The organism is Pseudomonas sp. FSO-7, from assembly GCF_059579345.1.
In genome coordinates, this window is sequence record NZ_CM184193.1 from 2,157,971 (window position 1) to 2,179,290 (window position 21,320).

Here is a 21,320-nt window from a genome sequence, read left to right on the forward strand (position 1 = left end):
GATGCACCTCTGTTAAGCGCGCCGACATTGCGCGACAATGCCGGCCAGTTTCAGGAGTAGAACATGAGTGAAATGAACGACACGCCGGTCGACGGCACGCTGGATGCCACCGGCCTCAATTGCCCGGAACCGGTGATGATGCTGCACCAGCACATCCGCGACCTGGCCCCCGGTGGCCTGCTGAAAGTCATCGCCACCGACCCCTCGACCCGCCGCGACATCCCCAAGTTTTGCGTGTTCCTGGACCACGAACTGGTGGCCCAGCAGGAAGAGGCGGGCACCTACCTCTACTGGATCCGCAAGAAGCTCGCTTAATCCATCGAGCGGCTGAGGCGGATCTGCTTGCGCGCGCTGCGTGCCAGGCGGATCGAGAGCATCAGCGCCGCGCAGCTCAAGCCCACGATCAGGCCTTGCCACAATCCGCTCGGGCCGCTGGCCGCGCCGAGCCAGTCGGTCAGGCCCAAGGCGTAACCCACCGGCAGGCCGATGCCCCAATAGGCAAACAGGGTCAGGATCATCGTCACGCGGGTGTCCTGGTAGCCGCGCAACGCGCCCGCCGCCGTGACCTGGATCGCATCGGAAAACTGGAACAGCGCCGCGTAGACGATCAGCATCGACGCCACTTCGATCACCACCGGGTCGGCGGTATAGATCGCCGCGATAGGCCCGCGCAGCGCAAACATCAGGCTCGCCGACAGGCAAGCGTAGGCCAGGGCCGTGCCCATGCCCACGCCGGCGGCGAAGCGCGCTTCGCGAGGCTGACGACGGCCCAGGGCCTGGCCGACCCGCACCGTGACGGCCATGCCCAGGGAATAGGGGATCATGAAGACCAGGGAGCTGAAGTTCAGCGCGATCTGGTGCCCGGCCACCACTGTGGCACCGAGGCTGCCGATCAACAGCGCGATCACCGCGAAAATACTCGACTCGGCGAACACCGCGATGCCAATCGGTAAACCGATGCCCAGCAGGCGCTTGATGACCGTCCATTGTGGCCAGTCGAAACGGCCGAACAACCGACTCGACTGATAGGCCGGTGCCCAGCGGGCCCAACCGGCCATGCCCAGGGCCATGACCCACATCACGATGGCCGTGGCCCAGCCGCAACCGACACCCCCCATGGCGGGCACGCCCAGGTGCCCGTAGATGAAGATGTAATTGAGCGGAATGTTCAGCGCCAGCCCGCACAGCCCCAGCACCATCGCCGGTCGCGTGCGCCCCAGGCCGTCGCTGAAGCAGCGCAGCACGTGATACAGCGCCACGGCCGGCAGGCCCGTGCCGATGCCCCGCAGGTATTCCATGCACGGGCCGATCAATTCAGGATCGACTTTCATGACGTGCAGGATCGGCTCGGCGCTGAACAGCGCCAATGTCGCGATCAATCCCACCACCAACGCCAGCCACAGCGCCTGACGCACCAGCGGCCCGATCTCTTCAAACGTACCGGCGCCGAAGCGTTGGGCAACTTTGGGCGTGGTCGCCAGCAACGTGCCGGTCATCAACAGGAACACCGGTACCCAGATCGAGTTGCCCAGGGCCACGGCCGCCAAGTCTCGGGGGCCGACTCGACCAGCCATCACCGCGTCGACAAAGCCCATGGCGGTGGTTGCCAGTTGCGCCACCATGATCGGTAGGGCCAGGGCCAGCAAGGTCTTGAGTTCCAGACGAACCCGGGCCGGGCGGGAGAGGGCAGTGGGAGTGTCGGTGACAGGATTCACAGGGCAAACGTCCGAAAGGTTAAGCGCAAGGCGGCGAATTCTACGCCTTGACGCAGTGGTCAGGAAAAAACCTGTGTTGTGGATTTGTAATCGGCACTTCTGGCCTGTCTGCCTTTACCTGTGGCGAGGGAGCTTGCTCCCGCTGGACTGCGAAGCAGGCCTCAGCATCCTGGCGACTGCTGCGCAGCCGAGCGGGAGCAAGCTCCCTCGCCACAACAGCATTCGCTCCAGATCATTCGCTCCGGGTAATGCACAGGCCCAACGGAACGCCTACACTGCCCATCCCGCCAAAGGAGCTTTGCCATGCTGATCGTCGCCGACGAAAACATCCCCCTGCTTGATGCGTTTTTTCAAGGATTCGGCGAAATCCGCCGGGTACCGGGTCGCGGGATCGACCGGACGATGGTCGAGCACGCCGATGTGTTGCTGGTACGTTCGGTCAGTCAGGTCAATCGGGCCCTGCTGGAAGGCAGCAAGGTACGCTTCGTTGGCACTTGCACCATCGGTACCGACCACCTGGACCTGGATTATCTTGCCGAGGCGGGGATCCGCTGGGCCAGCGCGCCCGGCTGCAATGCCCGTGGCGTGGTGGACTATGTGCTGGGAAGCCTGATGACTCTGGCAGAAATCGAAGGTGTGGCGCTGGAGCAGCGGACCTTCGGCGTGGTTGGCGCGGGCCAGGTGGGCGGGCGGTTGATCGAGGTGCTCAAGGGGCTGGGCTGGACCGTGAAGGTCTGCGACCCGCCGCGTCAGGCTGCCGAGGGCGGCGACTATGTGAGCCTGGAGCAGATCATCGAGCAGTGTGATGTGATCAGCCTGCACACCCCGCTGACCCGCGACGGCGAGCAACCGACCTGGCACCTGTTCGACGAAGCGCGCCTGAACCAGCTCAAGCCCGGGACCTGGCTGATCAATGCGGCCCGCGGCCCGGTGATCGATAACGCCGCGCTGCGCGAGGTGTTGCTGGAGCGCGAAGACCTGCAAGCGGTGCTGGATGTCTGGGAGCAGGAGCCCACCGTGGATGTGGACCTGGCCGATTTGTGCGTGATCGCCACCCCGCACATTGCCGGTTACAGTCTCGATGGCCGTCAGCGTGGCACGACCCAGATCTACCAGGCCTTGTGCGCGTTCCTGGAGCGGCCGGTTGAAGTCAGCCTCAGCGATCTGCTGCCTCGGCCGTGGCTGGGTGGCATCACCCTGGATGCGGAAACCGACCCGGCATGGGCCTTGGCGGCGCTGTGCCGGAGCGTATACGACCCCCGCAGCGACGATGCGAATTTGCGCCGCAGCCTGGTGGGCACCGTCGACGAGCAACGCCGCGCGTTCGATGCCTTGCGCAAGCATTACCCGCCACGTCGGGAGATCGACAGTTTGAAGGTGCGTATCGAAGGGCAGTCGGCGGCTTTGCAGCAGATCATCACCGCGTTGGGCGCCACCCCCCTTTAAGTGTGGAGCGCTGTCGTGGCGAGGGAGCTTGCTCCCGCTCGGCTGCGCAGCAGCCGCCAGCTTTTTGGGCCTGCTGCGCAGTCCAGCGGGAGCAAGCTCCCTCGCCACAAGAGCCTTGGCACAAGAGCTCTTGTCACAATAGCCAGGCCATGAGGGCCTGCAAAATCAGCCGGCATAAAAAACCCGACATCAAGGTCGGGTTCAATCGAGACGGGCTGTGTCACTTTTGTTCGGCAGGCTTGACCAGTCGTTTTTCCAGCTCGCTGCAGGCTTTCTGGATCATGTCTTCGGTGATCGGTACTTCGCGCCCTTGGGCATCGATGAACGAGCAGCCCAGAGACTGGTCCGGTTGCGTGCGGATTACTTGAATCTTGTCGTCGCTGCTGTGTTGCAAGGACATGGCCTGTCTCCTCATCAGGTTGTATGCCTAGTTTAATGTCGCCAAGTGACCGAGCCATGACACTCCTTGTAGGTTCATGGCGACACCTTCACTCAATCAGAAACACAGTCGCGTTTCCAGTCAGACTTTAGACCGATAACATCTAGCCCCTAGTCGTTGTGGTCATATTTAACCTGACTCATTCTGATTCAATTTGGTTCCGCTGCGCGTTAGCGTCGCTGGCCGGCCTTTTCCCTGCTGCATAATCGGATGCCCCTGATGCTTTCTTCCCGACATCGCCGTGCCATACGCCTGGCCAGCGGCTTCATCGCCCCTTATCGCAAACAGGTCGCCGGCGCTTTGCTGGCCTTGATTGTCACCGCCGGCATTACCTTGTCCATGGGCCAAGGCATCCGCTTACTGGTGGACCAGGGCTTCATGACCCGCTCGCCGCACCTGCTCAATCAATCCATCGGCCTGTTCATGGTGCTGGTGGTGGGGTTGGCGATCGGTACGTTTGCGCGTTTTTACCTGGTGTCCTGGATCGGCGAGCGGGTGGTGGCGGATATCCGGCGGCAGGTCTTCAATCATCTGGTGTACTTGCACCCGGGTTTCTACGAAAACAACCGCAGTTCGGAAATCCAGTCACGGTTGACCACTGACACGACCTTGCTGCAATCGGTGATCGGCTCGTCGCTGTCGTTGTTTTTGCGCAACGCCTTGATGGTGGTGGGCGGCATCGTGCTGCTGTTCATCACCAATCCCAAACTGACCAGCATCGTGGTGATTGCCCTGCCACTGGTACTGGCGCCGATCCTGATCTTTGGTCGTCGAGTGCGCAGCTTGTCGCGCGAGAGCCAGGACCGCGTTGCCGACGTCGGCAGCTACGTCTCCGAAACCCTCGGCCAGATCAAGACCGTGCAGGCGTACAACCACCAAGTCCAGGATGAACAGCGTTTTTCCGTGACGGTGGAGCAGGCCTTCGACACCGCTCGCAAGCGCATTGCCCAGCGGGCCTGGCTGATCACCCTGGTGATCGTGCTGGTGCTGGGGGCGGTGGGGGTGATGCTCTGGGTCGGTGGCATGGATGTGATCGCCGGGCGGATTTCCGGTGGCGAGTTGGCGGCGTTCGTGTTCTACAGCCTGATCGTCGGCAGTGCCTTCGGCACCCTGAGCGAAGTGATCGGCGAGTTGCAGCGGGCGGCCGGTGCGGCAGAGCGCATTGCCGAGCTGCTGCGTTCGGAAAACATCATCCAGCCGCCGGCTTCAGGCCTGGTGACCTTGCCGGCCCGAGTTCGCGGTGATTTGCGTCTGGAAGGCGTGCGTTTTTCCTATCCGTCCCGGCCGGACAGTTATGCGGTCGACGGTCTCGACCTGAGTATCAAGGCCGGTGAGACCCTGGCCCTGGTCGGGCCTTCCGGGGCGGGCAAGTCGACGGTCTATGATTTGCTGCTGCGTTTCTATGATCCCGTGCAAGGACAGATCCTGATCGACGATGTGCCGTTGACTCGACTCGATCCGCTGGACCTGCGCCGGCATTTCGCCCTGGTTTCACAAAGCCCGGCGCTGTTTTTCGGCACGGTGGAAGAGAACATCCGCTATGGCAACCCGCAGGCGTCGTCGGCGCAGGTGCGCGAGGCCGCACAGATCGCCCACGCCCACGACTTCATCGAAAAAATGCCCGACGGTTACCAGACTCACTTGGGCGACGGCGGCCTCGGGCTATCCGGCGGCCAGCGCCAACGCCTGGCCATCGCCCGAGCGTTGCTCGTGGATGCGCCGATCCTGCTGCTGGATGAAGCCACCAGCGCCCTCGATGCGCAAAGCGAACACTTGATCCAGCAAGCCTTGCCCAGCCTGATGAAAAACCGTACGACGTTGGTGATCGCCCACCGCCTGGCCACGGTGAAAAACGCCGATCGGATCGCGGTGATGGACCAAGGCAAGGTGGTTGCCGTGGGCACTCACCAGGAGCTTGTCGCCAGCAATGCGCTGTATGCGCGGTTGGCGGCGTTGCAGTTCAATCAGCAGGCTGAGGATGTTCGATGAGTGCTGATGCCAGCATGTTGGGGCATTATGTCGGCCAGCCTCTGGCATGGATGAGGGTATGAGTCGTTATACGCCACCGTTAACCCTGACAACCCGAATGCTGGGATTGATCGCTGATATCAGCGAGCAGATCGGCCAGCTTTCGGCTGTAAGTGATAATCAGCAGACCCCGCAACTGCGCCGAGGAAATCGGATTCGCACGATCCATGCTTCCCTGGCGATCGAAAACAATACTTTGAGTGTCGAGCAGGTAACTGCGGTTCTGGCCGGGCAACGAGTGCTGGGATTACCCCGTGAAATCCAGGAGGTGCGCAATGCCTTTGCTGCCTACGAAGCCATGCCTGGCTGGCGGCCCGATAGCCGGATCGATCTGCTCAAGGGACATGAACTACTGATGCACGGTTTGATTGACGATGCCGGGCAGTTACGCCGTGCCGGCGTGGGCATTTATCGAGGTGATCAGCTGGTGCATATGGCGCCGCCGCCCAGTCGGGTGACGGATTTGATTGACGATTTGTTGGCGTGGGCCGGAACGTGCGATTGGCATCCTTTGATCATTAGCTGTGTTTTTCACTACGAGTTCGAGTTCATCCATCCCTTTGCAGACGGTAATGGGCGAATGGGGCGTCTATGGCAAACCTTGATTCTTAGTCGATGGCGACCTGTACTGGCCTATCTGCCAGTACGGGATCAGCAGGATGCTTATTACGCTGCGTTATCGGCTGCCGACCGGCTGGCTGAGGCGACACCTTTTGTTGAGTTCATGTTGCAGTCGCTGAGTGTGGCGCTCGGAGAGGCGATCCGTAACGAGCCGGCTACCGACCAAGTAACCGACCAAGTAGCAAGACTGCTTCAGGCGCTACACAACGGCAATTCACTCAAGGTCAACGAACTGATGGTTCAGCTGGGATTGGCTCATAGAGCTACCTTCCGTGCTAATTACCTCAAGCCGGCATTGGTGGCCGGATTGATCGAAATGACCAACCCTCAATCGCCCAATAGTCCCGTACAGCGGTATCGTCTCACCTCGCAGGGTAAGCAAGCACTGGTGCATCCTCGCTGAGATTTTTTGGCACACAAAAAAGTGGAAGCTATTGCTCCCACATGAGCATTTTTCACTCACTGATCATCGAAATACCGCTCATGCCAGTCCACCAGCGGTTGCGGCGAGTTGAGTTTCTGGCCGTAGATCACCGAGTATGACAATACGTTCTGCACGTATTGGCGGGTTTCGTCGAAAGGGATGCTCTCGACCCAGACGTCGAAGCTCAAGTGGTCGGCGCCGCGCAGCCACTGGCGCACGCGACCGGGGCCGGCGTTGTAGGCCGCCGAGGCGAGGACGCGGTTGCCGTTGAACTGGCTATGAACCTGGCTCAGGTAGGCCGCGCCCAACTGGATGTTCTTGTCCGGGTTCAACACTTGTTGGGGGGAGGCCAGGGGAATGCTGAACTTGCGTGCGGTTTCCTTGGCGGTGCCAGGCATCAGTTGCATCAGGCCGGCGGCGCCGACGCTGGAGCGGGCGTCATCCATGAACGCACTTTCCTGGCGGGTAATGGCGAACGCCCAACTTGGATGCAAGCCGCGGATCTTGGCTTCGCGCACCAGGGTCTCGCGGTGGGCCATGGGGAAGCGGATGTCCAGATCGTCCCAGTACTTGGCCTGGCTGATGGTGCGAATGGCCGGGAAATACCATTTCAGGTCATAAGCCAGTTTCGCCTGGGCAACCATCTCGTCCCGGTTGAAGTGCCGGCTGACGTGATACCACTCGCGGCGTCCGTCGACGATGTCTCCACGGGCATGAAATTCCAGCGCCCGACGCACGCCAGGCGTGTTGCGCACCTTGTTGATCAGTGCCTGGCTCATCACCAGTGGCTTGTTGACAAGCGAATAGGGCGACTGGGAACGGTCGGCGGCCAGGAAGCCATAGAAGTCCCGCTCACGGGCCAGGTGCTTGTAGAGCGTCAGGGCTTCCGGGTTCTGCGGCTGCGCCAGCTCCAGCGTGCGGGCTTGCCAATACCGCCAGCGGTTGGTGCTGGCCAGCGACTCGGGCAAACGGCGGGTCAGTTGGTAGGCATCGTCCCAACGAGCGAGGCGTAACAGCAGGCGCAAGCGCCATTCCGAAACAGTGTCATCGCGCAACTCCGGGTCGTATTTCGTCATCACGTCCAGGGCGCGGCTGTCGAAGCGCTTGGCCAGGGTCAGACCGATCTCTCGGGCGATCGCGACTTTTTCATCCCGGGAAAAGTGCATGGTGCTGGCGTAGCCATCCAGCAATGCCATGGCTTTTTCCGGGTCCTGACGGGCCAGGCGACGCAGGCCGAGGCTGACGATATCGGACATTGGTTCATCGGCCGGACTGAAGCGCGAGGACTGGTTGAGCAACTCGGGCTTTTGCGCCACGTCCACCAGCAATTTGCCGCGGGGAGCGAGGGTGGTCAGGCCGCTGACCAGGCTGTTGGCCAGCGGGTAATTGCGCGCCTGGGCGGCCAGCTTGGTGCGCTCCCAGCGTTTCTGTTCGGTCAACTGACCCTGGGAGGCCCACAGGCCGAACAACGTGTCGCAGGCCTGGGGCTGGGACTTGCCGGTGAGCCAGAGCTTTTCGGTGTTGGCGTAGCCTTCGGCCTTCAGGCCATGGCTGAGTTGGTACTGAGCGTTGAGGCAGTCCAGTTCGGTGAAGTTGAGCTTGGGGTCGTAATACTTGACGAAGGTCGCCCAATCGCCGCGCTCGGCCAGCCAGCGCAACCAACGCAGCTTCATCCAGTTGGCCTGGGGCAGGTCACCATGCTCGGCGAGGAATTTTTCGATTTCGGCGTTGCTGGCGCTCTTGAGGCGAGCGGTCAGTTCGTCGTAGGCCAGGTACGGTTCCAGCGGGTAATCGCGCAGGGCCTGGCTGTAGCGAAAGTAGGGGCCGGAATCACCCTTGGCCAAGGCACGCTTGGCCTCGTTGTAATACTGGCGCTGAGTGGAGATATCCACCGCCTGAGCGGATTGAACGGCAGTGGCACATACAAAAAAACACGATAAAACACTGAAAAGGCGACTGCGCATGAGACGTCCGGGCAGAAAAAACATGACAAGCCCAAGGGTTAACCCAGGGTAACTGTCTGTAGCTTAGCCTTTTGCCAGCAGCCGGCGAAAGCTTTGCGGGGCCGTCGGTGCAAGTTCGCAACATTTGTTATGCAGAGTGCTTCAGTGGCGAAATTGGCGGACCCTTGAGGCCTCTTCTCAGGTAGAATGCGCGCCCGGTTTTTGGAGAAGCTCATGACCCTGCTCAAATTCAGCGATGTGTCCCTTGCTTTCGGCGCTATGCCGTTGTTGGACAAGGTGTCCTGGCAGATCGCCCGTGGTGAGCGGGTGTGCATCATCGGCCGCAACGGCACTGGCAAGTCCAGCATGATGAAGCTGGTCAAGGGCGATCAAAAGCCTGACGACGGCTCGGTCTGGCGTGCGCCAGGCCTGAAAATCGGCGAATTGCCCCAGGAACTGCCGGTGGCCGACGAGCGGACCGTGTTCGACGTGGTCGCCGAAGGCCTGGACGGTGTCGGCGCGCTGTTGGCCGAGTATCACCATTTGAGCCAGAACATCGTCACCGATGCCGACCTGGACAAGTTGATGCATGTGCAGCACGACCTTGAAGCCCGTGACGGCTGGCGCCTGCAGCAACTGGTCGACAGCACCCTGAGCCGCCTGCAATTGCCGGCCGACAAGACCCTCGCCGAGTTGTCCGGCGGCTGGCGTCGCCGCGTCCTGCTGGCTCAGGCCCTGGTGTCCGAGCCGGACCTGCTGCTGCTCGACGAACCGACCAACCACCTGGACATCGGCGCCATCGCCTGGCTTGAAGAAGCCCTGAAAGACTTCCAGGGGGCGGTGCTGTTCATCACCCACGACCGTTCCTTCCTGCAGAACCTGGCAACGCGCATCCTTGAACTGGATCGCGGCGGCCTGATCGACTGGAACGGCGACTACGCCAGCTTCCTGGTGCACAAGGAAGCGGCGCTGGCGGCGGAAGAAACCGCCAATGCGTTGTTCGACAAGAAGTTGGCCCAGGAAGAGGTCTGGATTCGCCAGGGCATCAAGGCGCGTCGCACCCGCAACGAAGGCCGTGTGCGTGCGCTCAAGGCTTTGCGCATGGAGCGCAGTGAGCGTCGCGAGCGCACCGGTAAGGCCAACATTCAGTTGGATACCGCTGACAAGTCCGGCAAGCAGGTGATGGTGCTTGAGAACGTGAGCTTCGCGCACCCTGGCGGCCCGTTCCTGATCAAGGACTTCTCCATGGTCCTGCAGCGTGGCGATCGTATCGGCCTGCTGGGCGCCAACGGCACCGGCAAGACCACCCTGCTCAAGCTGATGCTGGGTGGCCTGGTGCCGACCAGCGGCAAGGTGGAAGAGGGCACGAAGATCGACGTCGCCTATTTTGACCAGTTGCGTCATCAACTGGATCTGGAAAAGACCGTGATCGATAACGTGGCCGAAGGCCGCGACTTCATCGATATCGATGGCCAGAGCCGCCATGTGCTGAGCTATCTCGGCGATTTTCTCTTCAGCCCCCAGCGTGCCCGTACGCCGGTCAAGGCATTGTCGGGTGGTGAGCGCGCCCGTTTGTTGCTGGCCAAGTTGTTCAGCAAGCCGGCGAACCTGCTGGTGCTCGACGAACCTACCAACGACCTGGACGTGGAAACCCTGGAATTGCTGGAAGAGGTGCTGCTGACCTTCAACGGCACCGTCTTGATGGTCAGTCACGACCGGGCATTTCTCGACAACGTGGTCACCAGCACCCTGGTGTTCGAAGGCGAAGGCCTGGTTCGCGAATACGTCGGTGGTTATCAGGACTGGCTGCGCCAGGGCGGCTCGCCGCGTCTGCTGGGGGTCACCGAGAGCAAGTCCGGCAAGGCCGACCTGAATTCGGCGGTGGTCAAGGCCGAGCCAGCCCCGGTTGCCGCAGCAGCCCCGGCCCCGGCGAAGAAAAAGCTCAGCTACAAGCTGCAGCGTGAGCTGGAAGCCTTGCCGGGTGATATCGACGCGAAGGAGCAGCAGATCGCAGCGGTGGAAGCCGAAATGGCCGACGCCGGGTTCTACCAGCGGCCAGCGGCCGAAACTGCCAAGGTGATTGCGCAGTTGGAGCAGTTGCAGGCCGAGCTGGACGCGCTGGTCGAGCGTTGGGCCGAGCTGGACGCTTGATCCATTGAGATAAGAAATCCCGGTGCTCAGCGATGAGCGCCGGGATTTTTATTTGAAATACCATCCCCTGTGGGATCCCTGTGGGAGCGAGCTTGCTCGCGATGGCGGTGTGTCAGCCAACATCAATGTCGCTGATCTACCGCTATCGCGAGCAAGCTCGCTCCCACAGGGGTATGGGGTTATGCGCGCTTGACCAGATGCACCGCCAGCACATCGCAAGGCGCGCCATGCAGCACATCGTTGGCGGTCGAGCCCAGCAGCAGCGCCAGGCCGTGGCGACCATGGCTGCCGACGACAATCAGGTCGCAACCCTGTTCCTTGGCCAGGTGATGGATCTCCTGGCGCGGCTGGCCGTAGGTCAGGTGGCTGAACTCCTTCTTCAGGGCCGGGTATTTCACGATCAGTCGGTCAAGGCGTTCCTTGGCCTGGTCGAATTGCTGCTGCTGCAACTGGGAAAGGTCCATCGGCACGTCGCCGCCGAAGGCCATGGCCATCGGTTCGACGATATGCACCAGCGACAGCTGGGTGTCTCGGCCTTCGCAAAGGGCGAGGGCGCGCTTGACGACCGGATCGCATTCTTCAGTGAGGTCAACGGCGACCAGAACGTGTTTGTAGTACATGGAAGAGCACTCCAGAGAATTGCGATACGGTAAGTATGGCTGGTTTCAAGCGCATTGACGGCGACCTGGGTCAATGGGCTCATCAGAATCGGGGAGTACGAATATGACGGTCTGGATAGTGCTGTCAATCCTGTTGGTGGTGTTAAGTCCGCTGGCATGGTTGCGTCCGTCCCGTGTACAGAGCGGTCGCATGGCCCTGCGCATGGAAGCGCGACGCCTGGGCCTGGCCATGCAACTGGCGCCGCAGGAGTGGCCGCACTGGCTCGGCCAACAGCCGCCAAACCCCTGCGCCCAGTACTATCGGCCTCGGCGCGGCAGTCAGCCAGCCTGTTGGAGCTACTGGCAAACTGCGCCGGGCGTTTGGGTCAATCAGTGGCGGGAAGTCTGTCTGGATGAGTCCCTGCTCAATCATTTCGAAAAATTGCCGGCCAACGTCTACAAAGTTGAAGCCGACGGGCAAATGATCGCCTTGTATTGGGGTGAAAAGGGCGAAGCCACTGTTTTGCAGGACATTGCCAGCACGCTCAAGGCACTCGCCTGAGCGACTTTAGCCGCGTAGGAGCTGTCGAGCGAAGCGAGGCTGCGATCTTTCCCCAGGCACTTGAATCTCAAGCGAAAGATCAAAAGATCGCAGCCTTTGGCAGCTCCTACAGGCATAAAAAAGCCCGACAGTCTCATCGGGCGGGTTGGCCAGGCAGGCCGGTAATCGATCTCGTCTCAGGGCGTGCGTCGCAGCGCCCTTCGTTCCGTAAAATTCAATCGCGCTCCCGACAGCGTAGTCGGCTGGATCCGATCTGTCTGGAATTAGGGCGATTTTTCTAATAATTGATTCTATGAATGGCTGCTCATGCGGTGCCGTGTTGCGGATCCGTAGGGTACGGAAAAGACCGTAAAGTCGCGTTCACGCCGATGTTTAGGGCGATTGACAATTGTCGGAAATTCCGTGAAGGTGACGTACCCAAATCAAACGGGCGTATGAATTGAGCGTTTGTATTTTCAGACGGCTCCTACAGACCCCGACTATCGCGTTGACGGGTGTGCCTGGCGGATTGGCGTAGCATCGACGGTAACGTCAGTGCCACACCTGCGGTCAGCGTCCAACGTGTACTGTTCAGCTTCCATATCGTGGAGATCAGTTGATGATTTACGAAGGTAAAGCCATCACGGTTAAGGCTCTTGAAAGTGGCATCGTCGAACTGAAATTCGACCTCAAGGGTGAGTCCGTCAACAAGTTCAACCGTCTAACCCTGAATGAATTGCGTCAGGCTGTAGACACTATCAAGGCAGATGCTTCGATCAAGGGTGTGATCGTCAGCAGCGGCAAGGACGTGTTCATCGTCGGTGCCGACATCACCGAATTCGTCGACAACTTCAAGCTGCCCGATGCCGAACTGATCGCTGGCAACCTCGAAGCCAACCGTATTTTCAGCGACTTCGAAGACCTCAACGTACCGACCGTCGCGGCCATCAACGGCATTGCCCTGGGTGGCGGTCTGGAAATGTGCCTGGCGGCGGATTACCGTGTCATGGCCACCACGGCCAAGATCGGCCTGCCGGAAGTCAAGCTGGGCATCTACCCAGGTTTTGGCGGTACCGTGCGCCTGCCGCGCCTGATCGGTGCCGACAACGCCATCGAGTGGATTGCCGCCGGCAAGGAAAACCGCGCTGAAGACGCGCTGAAAGTCGGTGCCGTGGATGCCGTGGTCGAACCAGGCAAACTCCAGGAAGCGGCGCTTGAGACGATCAAGCGCGCCATCAGCGGCGAGTTCGACTACAAGGCCAAGCGCCAGCCGAAGCTGGAAAAGCTCAAGCTCAACGCCATTGAACAAATGATGGCCTTCGAAACCGCCAAGGGTTTCGTGGCAGGTCAAGCAGGCCCGAACTACCCGGCGCCGGTCGAAGCGATCAAGACCATCCAGAAAGCCGCGAACTTCGGTCGCGACAAGGCCCTGGAAGTCGAGGCCGCCGGCTTCGTCAAGCTGGCCAAGACCTCGGCTGCACAAAGCCTGATCGGTCTGTTCCTCAACGACCAGGAGCTGAAGAAAAAGGCCAAGGCCTACGACGAGATCGCCCGTGACGTGAAGCAGGCCGCCGTGCTCGGCGCCGGCATCATGGGGGGCGGCATCGCCTACCAGTCGGCGTCCAAAGGCACGCCGATCCTGATGAAAGACATCAACGAACACGGGATCGAGCAGGGCCTGGCCGAAGCCGCCAAGCTGCTGGTCGGCCGTGTCGACAAAGGTCGCATGACCGCCGCGAAGATGGCCGAAGTGCTCAACGGCATTCGTCCAACCCTGTCCTATGGCGATTTCGGCCATGTCGATCTGGTGGTCGAAGCGGTTGTCGAGAACCCGAAGGTCAAGCAGGCGGTACTGGCCGAAGTCGAAGACAAGGTCAAAGAGGACACCATCCTCGCCTCGAACACTTCGACCATCTCCATTTCGTTGCTGGCCAAGGCCCTCAAGCGTCCGGAGAACTTCGTCGGCATGCACTTCTTCAACCCGGTGCACATGATGCCGCTGGTGGAAGTGATCCGTGGTGAGAAGTCCAGCGAGCAGGCGATTGCCACCACCGTGGCCTACGCCAAGAAAATGGGCAAGAACCCGATCGTCGTCAACGACTGCCCGGGCTTTTTGGTCAACCGCGTGCTGTTTCCGTACTTCGGCGGTTTCGCCAAGCTGGTCAGTGCCGGTGTGGACTTCGTGCGCATCGACAAGATCATGGAAAAATTCGGCTGGCCGATGGGCCCGGCGTACCTGATGGACGTGGTCGGCATCGACACCGGCCACCACGGTCGCGACGTCATGGCCGAAGGCTTCCCGGATCGCATGAAGGACGACCGCCGTTCGGCCGTCGACGTGCTCTACGAAGCCAAGCGCCTGGGCCAGAAGAACGGCAAGGGCTTCTACGCCTATGAGACCGACAAGCGCGGCAAGCAGAAGAAGGTCGCCGACTCGTCGGTGCTGGAAGTGCTCAAGCCGATCGTCTACGAGCAGCGCGAAGTCACCGACGAAGACATCATCAACTGGATGATGATCCCGCTGTGCCTCGAAACCGTGCGTTGCCTGGAAGATGGCATTGTCGAAACCGCCGCCGAAGCCGACATGGGTCTGGTCTACGGTATCGGTTTCCCTCCATTCCGTGGCGGTGCGCTGCGCTACATCGATTCGATCGGTGTGGCCGAGTTCGTTGCCCTGGCTGACCAGTACGCTGATCTGGGCGCGCTGTACCACCCGACCGCGAAGCTGCGTGAAATGGCCAAGAACGGCCAGCGTTTCTTCGGTTAAGCGCCCAACGACTAGAGCGAGAGAACATTTATGAGCTTGAATCCTAGAGACGTCGTGATTGTCGACTTCGGTCGTACGCCGATGGGCCGCTCCAAGGGCGGCATGCACCGCAACACCCGTGCCGAAGACATGTCGGCGCACCTGATCAGCAAGCTGCTGGAACGCAACGTCAAGGTCGACCCCAACGAAGTCGAAGATGTGATCTGGGGCTGTGTGAACCAGACCCTGGAGCAGGGCTGGAACATTGCCCGCATGGCCTCGCTGATGACCCAGATTCCTCACACCGCGGCCGGCCAGACCGTCAGCCGCCTGTGCGGTTCGTCCATGAGCGCGTTGCACACCGCCGCCCAGGCGATCATGACCGGCAACGGTGATGTGTTCGTGGTCGGTGGGGTCGAGCACATGGGGCACGTGAGCATGATGCACGGCGTTGATCCGAACCCGCACATGTCGCTGTACGCGGCAAAAGCCTCGGGCATGATGGGCCTGACCGCGGAAATGCTCGGCAAGATGCACGGCATCACCCGCGAACAGCAGGACGCCTTTGGCGTGCGCTCCCACCAACTCGCCCACAAGGCGACCGTGGAAGGCAAGTTCAAGGATGAGATCATCCCGATGCAGGGCTACGACGAGAACGGTTTCCTGAAGCTGTTCGACTACGACGAAACCATTCGTCCGGAAACCACCCTGGAAAGCCTGGCGGCCCTCAAGCCGGCCTTCAATCCGAAGGGCGGCACCGTGACGGCTGGTACTTCGTCGCAGATCACCGACGGTGCCTCGTGCATGATCGTGATGTCGGCCCAGCGTGCCCAGGACCTGGGTATCCAGCCGATGGCGGTGATTCGTTCGATGGCCGTGGCGGGTGTGGACCCGGCGATCATGGGCTATGGTCCAGTACCGGCCACGCAGAAAGCCTTGAAGCGCGCAGGCCTGGGTATTGCCGATATCGACTTCTTCGAACTCAACGAAGCTTTCGCTGCACAGGCCCTGCCCGTGCTGAAAGATTTGAAAGTGCTCGACAAGATGAACGAGAAGGTTAACCTGCACGGCGGCGCGATCGCCCTGGGTCACCCGTTCGGTTGCTCCGGTGCGCGTATCTCCGGCACGCTGCTCAACGTCATGAAGCAGAATGGCGGCACCTTCGGTGTGTCGACCATGTGCATTGGCCTCGGCCAGGGCATCGCCACTGTCTTCGAACGCGTCTAAGCGTTACGTTGATGGAAGCCGGGGCCAAGTGCCCCGGTTTTTGTTTTTTCGGGTTTAGTAGAAAAGATTTTGTTTTTATTTTGAAAAAAATTGAGTGAGTGCCAAGCATGCCGATACAACCTGGGCTCTACCAGCATTACAAAGGTCCGCAGTACCGCGTATTCAGCATCGCGCGGCATTCCGAAACCGAAGAAGAAGTGGTCTTCTATCAAGCCCTGTATGGCGATTACGGCTTTTGGGTGCGTCCCTTGAGCATGTTCCAGGAGTCCGTCGAGGTTGACGGCGAACAGGTGCCACGCTTTGCTTTGGTGCAGGCCGAGGAGAGCATTTTTTCCAAGCCTTGAGGCTGGCATGCCGGCAACCCTGCGCTTGACCTCACCTTGCAGCCACTATATATAGCGGTGCCGCGTCAGGCGCCAACCGCCTTTCACTTTTTAGAATTCAGGAATTTTCTGATCCATGGGCAAATCGCTGGTCATTGTGGAATCCCCGGCTAAGGCCAAGACCATCAACAAGTATCTGGGCAACCAATACGTGGTGAAGTCGAGTATCGGCCATATCCGAGACCTGCCCACCAGCGGTTCGGCTAGCGCCAGCAAGGAGCCAGCCGCCAAGCGCGGCAAGGCTGCTGCCGGTGAAGCGCCGGCGCTGTCGCCCAAAGAGAAGGCGCGCAAGCAGCTGGTCTCACGCATGGGGGTCGATCCGGAACACGGCTGGAAAGCCAAGTACGAGATCCTCCCGGGCAAGGAAAAGGTCATCGAAGAGCTGCGCCGGCTCGCCAAGGATGCCGACACCATCTATCTCGCGACGGACTTGGACCGCGAAGGGGAAGCCATTGCCTGGCACCTGCGCGAAGCCATTGGTGGGGATGACAGCCGCTACAAGCGCGTGGTGTTCAACGAAATCACCAAGAAGGCCATCCAGGAAGCCTTCTCCCAGCCGGGCGAACTGGATATCGATCGGGTCAACGCCCAACAGGCGCGTCGCTTCCTCGACCGCGTGGTGGGCTACATGGTCTCGCCGCTGCTGTGGGCCAAGATCGCCCGCGGCCTGTCGGCCGGGCGTGTGCAGTCGGTCGCCGTGAAGCTGGTGGTGGAGCGCGAGCGCGAGATCCGGGCGTTCATCCCTGAAGAGTATTGGGAAGTCCACGCCGACCTCGGCACGGCCAAGGGCGCGACTGTGCGCTTCGACGTGGCCCGTGAGAAGGGCGAAGCCTTCAAACCGCTCAACGAAGCCCAGGCCATGGCGGCTCTGGAGAAGCTCAAGGCTTCCAGCTACAGCATCGTCAAGCGCGAAGACAAGCCGACCAGCAGCAAACCGTCGGCACCGTTCATCACCTCCACGCTGCAACAGGCCGCGAGCAATCGCCTGGGCTTTGGCGTGAAGAAAACCATGATGATGGCCCAGCGTCTGTACGAAGCCGGTTACATCACTTACATGCGTACCGACTCGACCAATCTTTCGGTCGATGCCGTGGCGATGGCGCGCACTTATATAGAAAGCGAGTTCGGCAAGAAGTACCTGCCGGAAACGCCGAACGTCTACAGCAGCAAGGAAGGCGCGCAGGAGGCTCACGAAGCGATTCGTCCGTCCGACGCCAACACCGAACCAAGCAAGCTGTCGGGCATGGAACGCGATGCCGAGCGTCTCTACGAGCTGATCTGGCGCCAGTTCCTGGCCTGCCAGATGCTGCCGGCGCAATACCTGTCGACCACGGTCAGCGTCGGTGCCGGGGACTTCGAGCTGCGTGCCAAGGGCCGCATCCTGAAGTTCGATGGCTACACCCGCGTCATGCCGCAAATCACCAAGCCTGGGGATGACGACGTCCTGCCGGACATGGCCCAGGGCGACGTGATGAAGCTGATCAAGCTCGATCCGACCCAGCACTTCACCAAGCCACCGGCCCGTTACTCCGAAGCCAGCCTGGTCAAGGAAATGGAAAAGCGTGGCATCGGTCGTCCTTCGACCTACGCCGCCATCATTTCCACCATCCAGGACCGCGGCTATGTGGCGCTGCACAACCGTCGTTTCTATTCGGAAAAGATGGGCGACATCGTCACCGAGCGTCTGTCCGAGAGCTTCTCGAACCTGATGGACTACGGCTTCACCGCCGGCATGGAAGAGAACCTCGACGATGTGGCCCAGGGCGAGCGGGACTGGAAAAACGTGCTCGACGAGTTCTACGGCGACTTCAAGAAAAAACTCGAAGTAGCTGAAAGCCCTGACAGCGGCATGCGCGCCAACCAGCCGGTCATGACTGACATTCCATGCCTGACCTGCGGGCGTCCGATGCAAATCCGGACCGCCTCGACCGGCGTATTCCTCGGTTGCTCGGGCTACAGCCTGCCGCCCAAGGAACGCTGCAAGGCCACAGTCAACCTGGTGCCGGGCGACGAAATCGCCGCGGACGACGAGGGCGAATCGGAATCTTTGGTGCTGCGTGGCAAGCATCGCTGCCCGATCTGCAGCACGGCGATGGATGCCTACCTGCTGGACGAGAAGCGCAAGCTGCACATCTGCGGTAACAACCCGGATTGTGCCGGCTACGAGATTGAAGAGGGCACTTATCGCATCAAGGGCTACGAAGGCCCGAGCCTGGAATGCGACAAGTGTGGCAGCGAGATGCAGCTCAAGACCGGCCGTTTCGGCAAGTTCTTCGGTTGCACCAACCCAACCTGCAAGAACACCCGCAAACTGCTCAAGAGCGGCGACGCGGCGCCGCCGAAGATGGACCCGGTGAAGATGCCTGAACTCAAGTGCGAGAAGGTCAACGACACCTACATCCTGCGCGACGGCGCCTCCGGCCTGTTCCTGGCGGCCAGCCAGTTCCCGAAAAACCGTGAGACCCGTGCGCCATTGGTGATGGAGATCGTGCCGCACAAGGACGAAATCGATCCGAAGTACCATTTCCTCTGCGAGGCACCGCAGAAGGATCCGGAAGGGCGCCCGGCGGTCATTCGCTACAGCCGCAAGACCAAGGAGCAGTACGTGCAGACCGAAGTCGACGGCAAGCCGACTGGCTGGAAGGCCTATTACGACGGCGGTAAGTGGACGGTCGAAGACAAGCGCTGATTGTGGCGCCTGTTCGAAAAAAAACGGGGCCAAGCGAGATTCCCTGTGGCGAGGGTGCTTGCTCCCGCTGGGCGGCGTAGCCGCCCCCAACAGGGCCCGACTGAACAAAAGGCCGCATGACAACCCATGGGTTTTCATGCGGCCTTTTGTTTTTGGCTTGCAGTGGCCTCGGTTGATCCACGACACTGTCGCACTTGCGTGAAGCTTTCATTTCGTTGGGGAGATGCCGCCATGGCCCACGAACTCTATACCCGCACCAATCAGAAAATCTATTTCGCCGGCCTGTCGCTCGAAGCGCTCACCAGGGCCGAGGACGGGCGTGCGATGAATTCCCCGGCGTTGCTCCAGGCAGGGCGCGAGTCCGCGTTGTTTCACCTGTACGGTGCGTTGTTGGGGTTGTGCCATGAAATCGCCGGTTTCTATCGCCTGCCACAAGCGAATGCCCCGCGGGCCGAGCTGTTGTTGACCCGCGAAGTACTGGAAACCATCGCTATTCCGGAATTGGCCGAAATGGTCGAACTGGCGCATAACCCGGAAACCTGGCTGGCGAAGCTATTGGCGGCCCATGCGGCGTTGTTCGAGCCGCCACGAGCCCCGCGCAAGCCCAAGGGAGACGTGACCCAGCCGTTGATCGTGGCGGTCAATCTGGACGAGCAAGACTCTGAGCAGGAGTTGAGCCGGGAGGAGCTGGAGAGCTGGCGCCAGAACCTCAAGAGTCTGGCGATACGCTTTCGTGAAGGGTTGAACGAGTGCTGAGTTTTTCACCAGCCCGTTACGTTCATTGATAACGCTTGGTCAAGATCCTGAGCGGAGCCTGGCCGATGACTATATAATCCTCGCCTTTCGTGGAGAACAGACTTTTATGCCTACGTCCTTTCTAGAAATTGTCGAACTTCCTGATGGCCGCATCGAGCTGCGCAGGGCCGAGGACGAGGGTTCTCTGGTTACCTTGAACTTCTCCGAAGATGCCAAGGTATTCCTCCAGGGCCAACACGTCGAAGTCGCCAAGGCGATGTTGAGCGTGGGTGTCCAAATGGCAGGTCGCCTGGTTGAAGGTGAATTCAACAAGGAAGAGGGGCCGCGGGTTCTTCATTGATCCCGCCTGTCGGCTTTCTTGAATAGTGTGACTGGCCGGCTTCTCTGTCTTGGAGAAGCCCCGCGTTTGTCTTAGCCCAATCGAATATTCAGGCTTTGTGCGTCCCCGGTGCGGGCGGCGCTGATCAACTGTTGCCGTGCGGTCGTGGTCAATGGATTGAGCCAACTGACCACGGTGTGGCTGCGGCCCAGGCGCAAGGCTTCGCACGTCAACTGTTGGGCGCTTTGGGTGCCCCGCGGTTGCAACAGCAGGATGCGCTCACGATTCAGGCCGGCATCCCGCAGCCAGGCCTGGGTGACACTGGCCGGTGGGGCGATCAGCGTCAACCAGCGGGCATCCTGGTCCTGGCTGAGTTCTCGCAGAATCGGCGCCAGCAGGTTCAGGCAGTTTCCGGCCGCACCACGTAACGACAGTTCGCTGAAAGCCTCGGGTTCGACGCCCCAGGGCGACTCGATGACCTCTTTCAGGACTGGAACCAGCGGTTGGGCCATGAATGCCTCGAACAGCGGAAGTTGTGTGTGTTGTGGTGTGTGTGGGAACTGCATAAAGCCTCCTTTAGCGGCGAATGACGCCAACGCTCAAGCCTTCGATGACCAGGTCCTGATCTTTCAGGTTCACTTCGATGGGGGCGAACTCCGGGTTCTCAGCAATGAGCCAGACCTTGCTGCCGTCGCGCTTGAAACGCTTGACGGTCACCTCGTCGCCGATTCGCGCCACCACGATCTGGCCATTGCGGGCTTCGCGAGTCGTGTGGACGGCCAGGAGGTCACCGTCGAAGATACCGATGTCCTTCATGCTCATGCCGTGTACACGAAGCAGGTAATCGGCCCTGGGATGAAAGAACGAAGGGTTGATGTTGCAGGATTCCTCGACGTGCTGCTGGGCAAGGATCGGTGCGCCTGCTGCGACCCGGCCGATGATCGGCAAGGTGGTTTCGTCGGCCTTGGCTTCGAAGCCGGGGATACGAATGCCACGGGATGCGCCCGGGGTCATTTCGATCGCGCCCTTGCGCGCCAGCGCCTTGAGGTGCTCTTCAGCCGCGTTGGGCGACTTGAAACCCAGTTCCTGGGCGATTTCCGCACGGGTCGGCGGGTAGCCGTTGTCTTCGAGGCAGCGTTTGATGAAGGCCAGAATCTCTGCTTGGCGTGGCGTCAGCTTTAGCATATTGATCGCTCTGTCTTTTTATACAGTGACTGGGATTATATACAGTGGACGCCACTTGGCAATCCTCCTTTTTCCACAGGCCGCTGGACGGTCGGTCGGGTTGTTGGA

The 21,320-nt window shown here is 60.6% G+C and carries 18 protein-coding genes; 12 read left to right on the forward strand and 6 right to left on the reverse strand.

Features of this window, described 5'->3' with window-relative positions; all coding sequences use genetic code 11:
• The first annotated feature begins 63 nt into the window (after nucleotides 1-63).
• Entirely contained in the window at nucleotides 64-315 is a 252-nt protein-coding gene (gene tusA, locus AC515T_RS09465) for a sulfurtransferase TusA (protein ID WP_003183455.1), read from the forward strand.
• Here the strand turns inward: tusA and AC515T_RS09470 are convergent.
• A complete protein-coding gene (locus AC515T_RS09470; RefSeq protein ID WP_496532257.1) occupies nucleotides 312-1,715 on the reverse strand; it encodes an MATE family efflux transporter in 1,404 nt (467 codons plus the stop codon). The two genes, tusA and AC515T_RS09470, sit on opposite strands and share 4 nt — an antisense overlap.
• Before the next feature lie 303 nt (nucleotides 1,716-2,018).
• Between AC515T_RS09470 and pdxB the strand changes: the two genes are divergently transcribed.
• Nucleotides 2,019-3,161, forward strand: a complete 1,143-nt coding sequence (gene pdxB / locus AC515T_RS09475; RefSeq protein ID WP_496532258.1) for a 4-phosphoerythronate dehydrogenase PdxB — start codon at nucleotides 2,019-2,021, stop codon at nucleotides 3,159-3,161.
• A gap of 220 nt (nucleotides 3,162-3,381) precedes the next feature.
• On the opposite strand, the gene AC515T_RS09480 is transcribed toward pdxB, so the two are convergent.
• Nucleotides 3,382-3,561, reverse strand: coding sequence for a PA1571 family protein (locus AC515T_RS09480; protein ID WP_003199629.1), 180 nt, complete (start codon nucleotides 3,559-3,561; stop codon nucleotides 3,382-3,384).
• 249 nt (nucleotides 3,562-3,810) lie between these two features.
• Here AC515T_RS09480 and AC515T_RS09485 point away from each other — a divergent pair, with 249 nt between their 5' ends.
• Complete coding sequence (locus tag AC515T_RS09485) at nucleotides 3,811-5,589, forward strand: ABC transporter transmembrane domain-containing protein (RefSeq protein ID WP_496532259.1); 1,779 nt, start codon at nucleotides 3,811-3,813, stop codon at nucleotides 5,587-5,589.
• A gap of 58 nt (nucleotides 5,590-5,647) precedes the next feature.
• Nucleotides 5,648-6,652: a Fic family protein gene (locus tag AC515T_RS09490; RefSeq protein ID WP_496532260.1), complete on the forward strand. Its 1,005-nt coding sequence runs from the start codon at nucleotides 5,648-5,650 to the stop codon at nucleotides 6,650-6,652.
• 56 nt (nucleotides 6,653-6,708) lie between these two features.
• Here the strand turns inward: AC515T_RS09490 and AC515T_RS09495 are convergent, their stop codons facing one another.
• Nucleotides 6,709-8,637 (reverse strand): transglycosylase SLT domain-containing protein, encoded by a 1,929-nt coding sequence (locus tag AC515T_RS09495; RefSeq protein ID WP_496532261.1) that lies wholly within the window; start codon nucleotides 8,635-8,637, stop codon nucleotides 6,709-6,711.
• A gap of 213 nt (nucleotides 8,638-8,850) precedes the next feature.
• Between AC515T_RS09495 and AC515T_RS09500 the strand changes: the two genes are divergently transcribed.
• A complete protein-coding gene (locus tag AC515T_RS09500) occupies nucleotides 8,851-10,767 on the forward strand; it encodes an ATP-binding cassette domain-containing protein (RefSeq protein WP_496532262.1) in 1,917 nt (638 codons plus the stop codon).
• 179 nt (nucleotides 10,768-10,946) lie between these two features.
• On the opposite strand, the gene AC515T_RS09505 is transcribed toward AC515T_RS09500, so the two are convergent.
• A complete protein-coding gene (locus tag AC515T_RS09505; RefSeq protein ID WP_122567938.1) occupies nucleotides 10,947-11,387 on the reverse strand; it encodes a universal stress protein in 441 nt (146 codons plus the stop codon).
• 103 nt (nucleotides 11,388-11,490) lie between these two features.
• Here AC515T_RS09505 and AC515T_RS09510 point away from each other — a divergent pair, with 103 nt between their 5' ends.
• From AC515T_RS09510 to AC515T_RS09540, 7 genes are all read left to right on the forward strand, one after another.
• Nucleotides 11,491-11,928 carry a hypothetical protein gene (locus tag AC515T_RS09510; protein ID WP_122567939.1) on the forward strand — a complete coding sequence of 146 codons (438 nt, stop codon included), beginning with the start codon at nucleotides 11,491-11,493 and terminating at the stop codon, nucleotides 11,926-11,928.
• Nucleotides 11,929-12,526: 598 nt separating this feature from the next.
• Entirely contained in the window at nucleotides 12,527-14,674 is a 2,148-nt protein-coding gene (gene fadB, locus AC515T_RS09515; protein WP_496532263.1) for a fatty acid oxidation complex subunit alpha FadB, read from the forward strand.
• Between the two features lie 30 nt (nucleotides 14,675-14,704).
• Entirely contained in the window at nucleotides 14,705-15,880 is a 1,176-nt protein-coding gene (gene fadA, locus AC515T_RS09520; protein ID WP_024618393.1) for an acetyl-CoA C-acyltransferase FadA, read from the forward strand.
• Between the two features lie 107 nt (nucleotides 15,881-15,987).
• On the forward strand, nucleotides 15,988-16,224 hold the full coding sequence (locus AC515T_RS09525; RefSeq protein WP_025212748.1) for a DUF1653 domain-containing protein: 237 nt from the start codon (nucleotides 15,988-15,990) through the stop codon (nucleotides 16,222-16,224).
• A 115-nt stretch (nucleotides 16,225-16,339) separates the two neighbouring features.
• Nucleotides 16,340-18,952 (forward strand): type I DNA topoisomerase, encoded by a 2,613-nt coding sequence (topA, locus tag AC515T_RS09530; RefSeq protein ID WP_496532264.1) that lies wholly within the window; start codon nucleotides 16,340-16,342, stop codon nucleotides 18,950-18,952.
• 231 nt (nucleotides 18,953-19,183) lie between these two features.
• Nucleotides 19,184-19,708 carry a DUF6586 family protein gene (locus tag AC515T_RS09535; protein WP_496532265.1) on the forward strand — a complete coding sequence of 175 codons (525 nt, stop codon included), beginning with the start codon at nucleotides 19,184-19,186 and terminating at the stop codon, nucleotides 19,706-19,708.
• Between the two features lie 106 nt (nucleotides 19,709-19,814).
• A complete protein-coding gene (locus AC515T_RS09540) occupies nucleotides 19,815-20,048 on the forward strand; it encodes a hypothetical protein (protein ID WP_003183419.1) in 234 nt (77 codons plus the stop codon).
• Nucleotides 20,049-20,119: 71 nt separating this feature from the next.
• Here the strand turns inward: AC515T_RS09540 and sulA are convergent, their stop codons facing one another.
• Together sulA and lexA are read right to left on the reverse strand one after the other, a co-directional pair.
• Nucleotides 20,120-20,593 carry an SOS-induced cell division inhibitor SulA gene (gene sulA / locus AC515T_RS09545; protein ID WP_210643675.1) on the reverse strand — a complete coding sequence of 158 codons (474 nt, stop codon included), beginning with the start codon at nucleotides 20,591-20,593 and terminating at the stop codon, nucleotides 20,120-20,122.
• Nucleotides 20,594-20,603: 10 nt separating this feature from the next.
• Entirely contained in the window at nucleotides 20,604-21,212 is a 609-nt protein-coding gene (gene lexA / locus AC515T_RS09550) for a transcriptional repressor LexA (protein ID WP_003199651.1), read from the reverse strand.
• Between the last annotated feature and the right edge of the window lie 108 nt (nucleotides 21,213-21,320).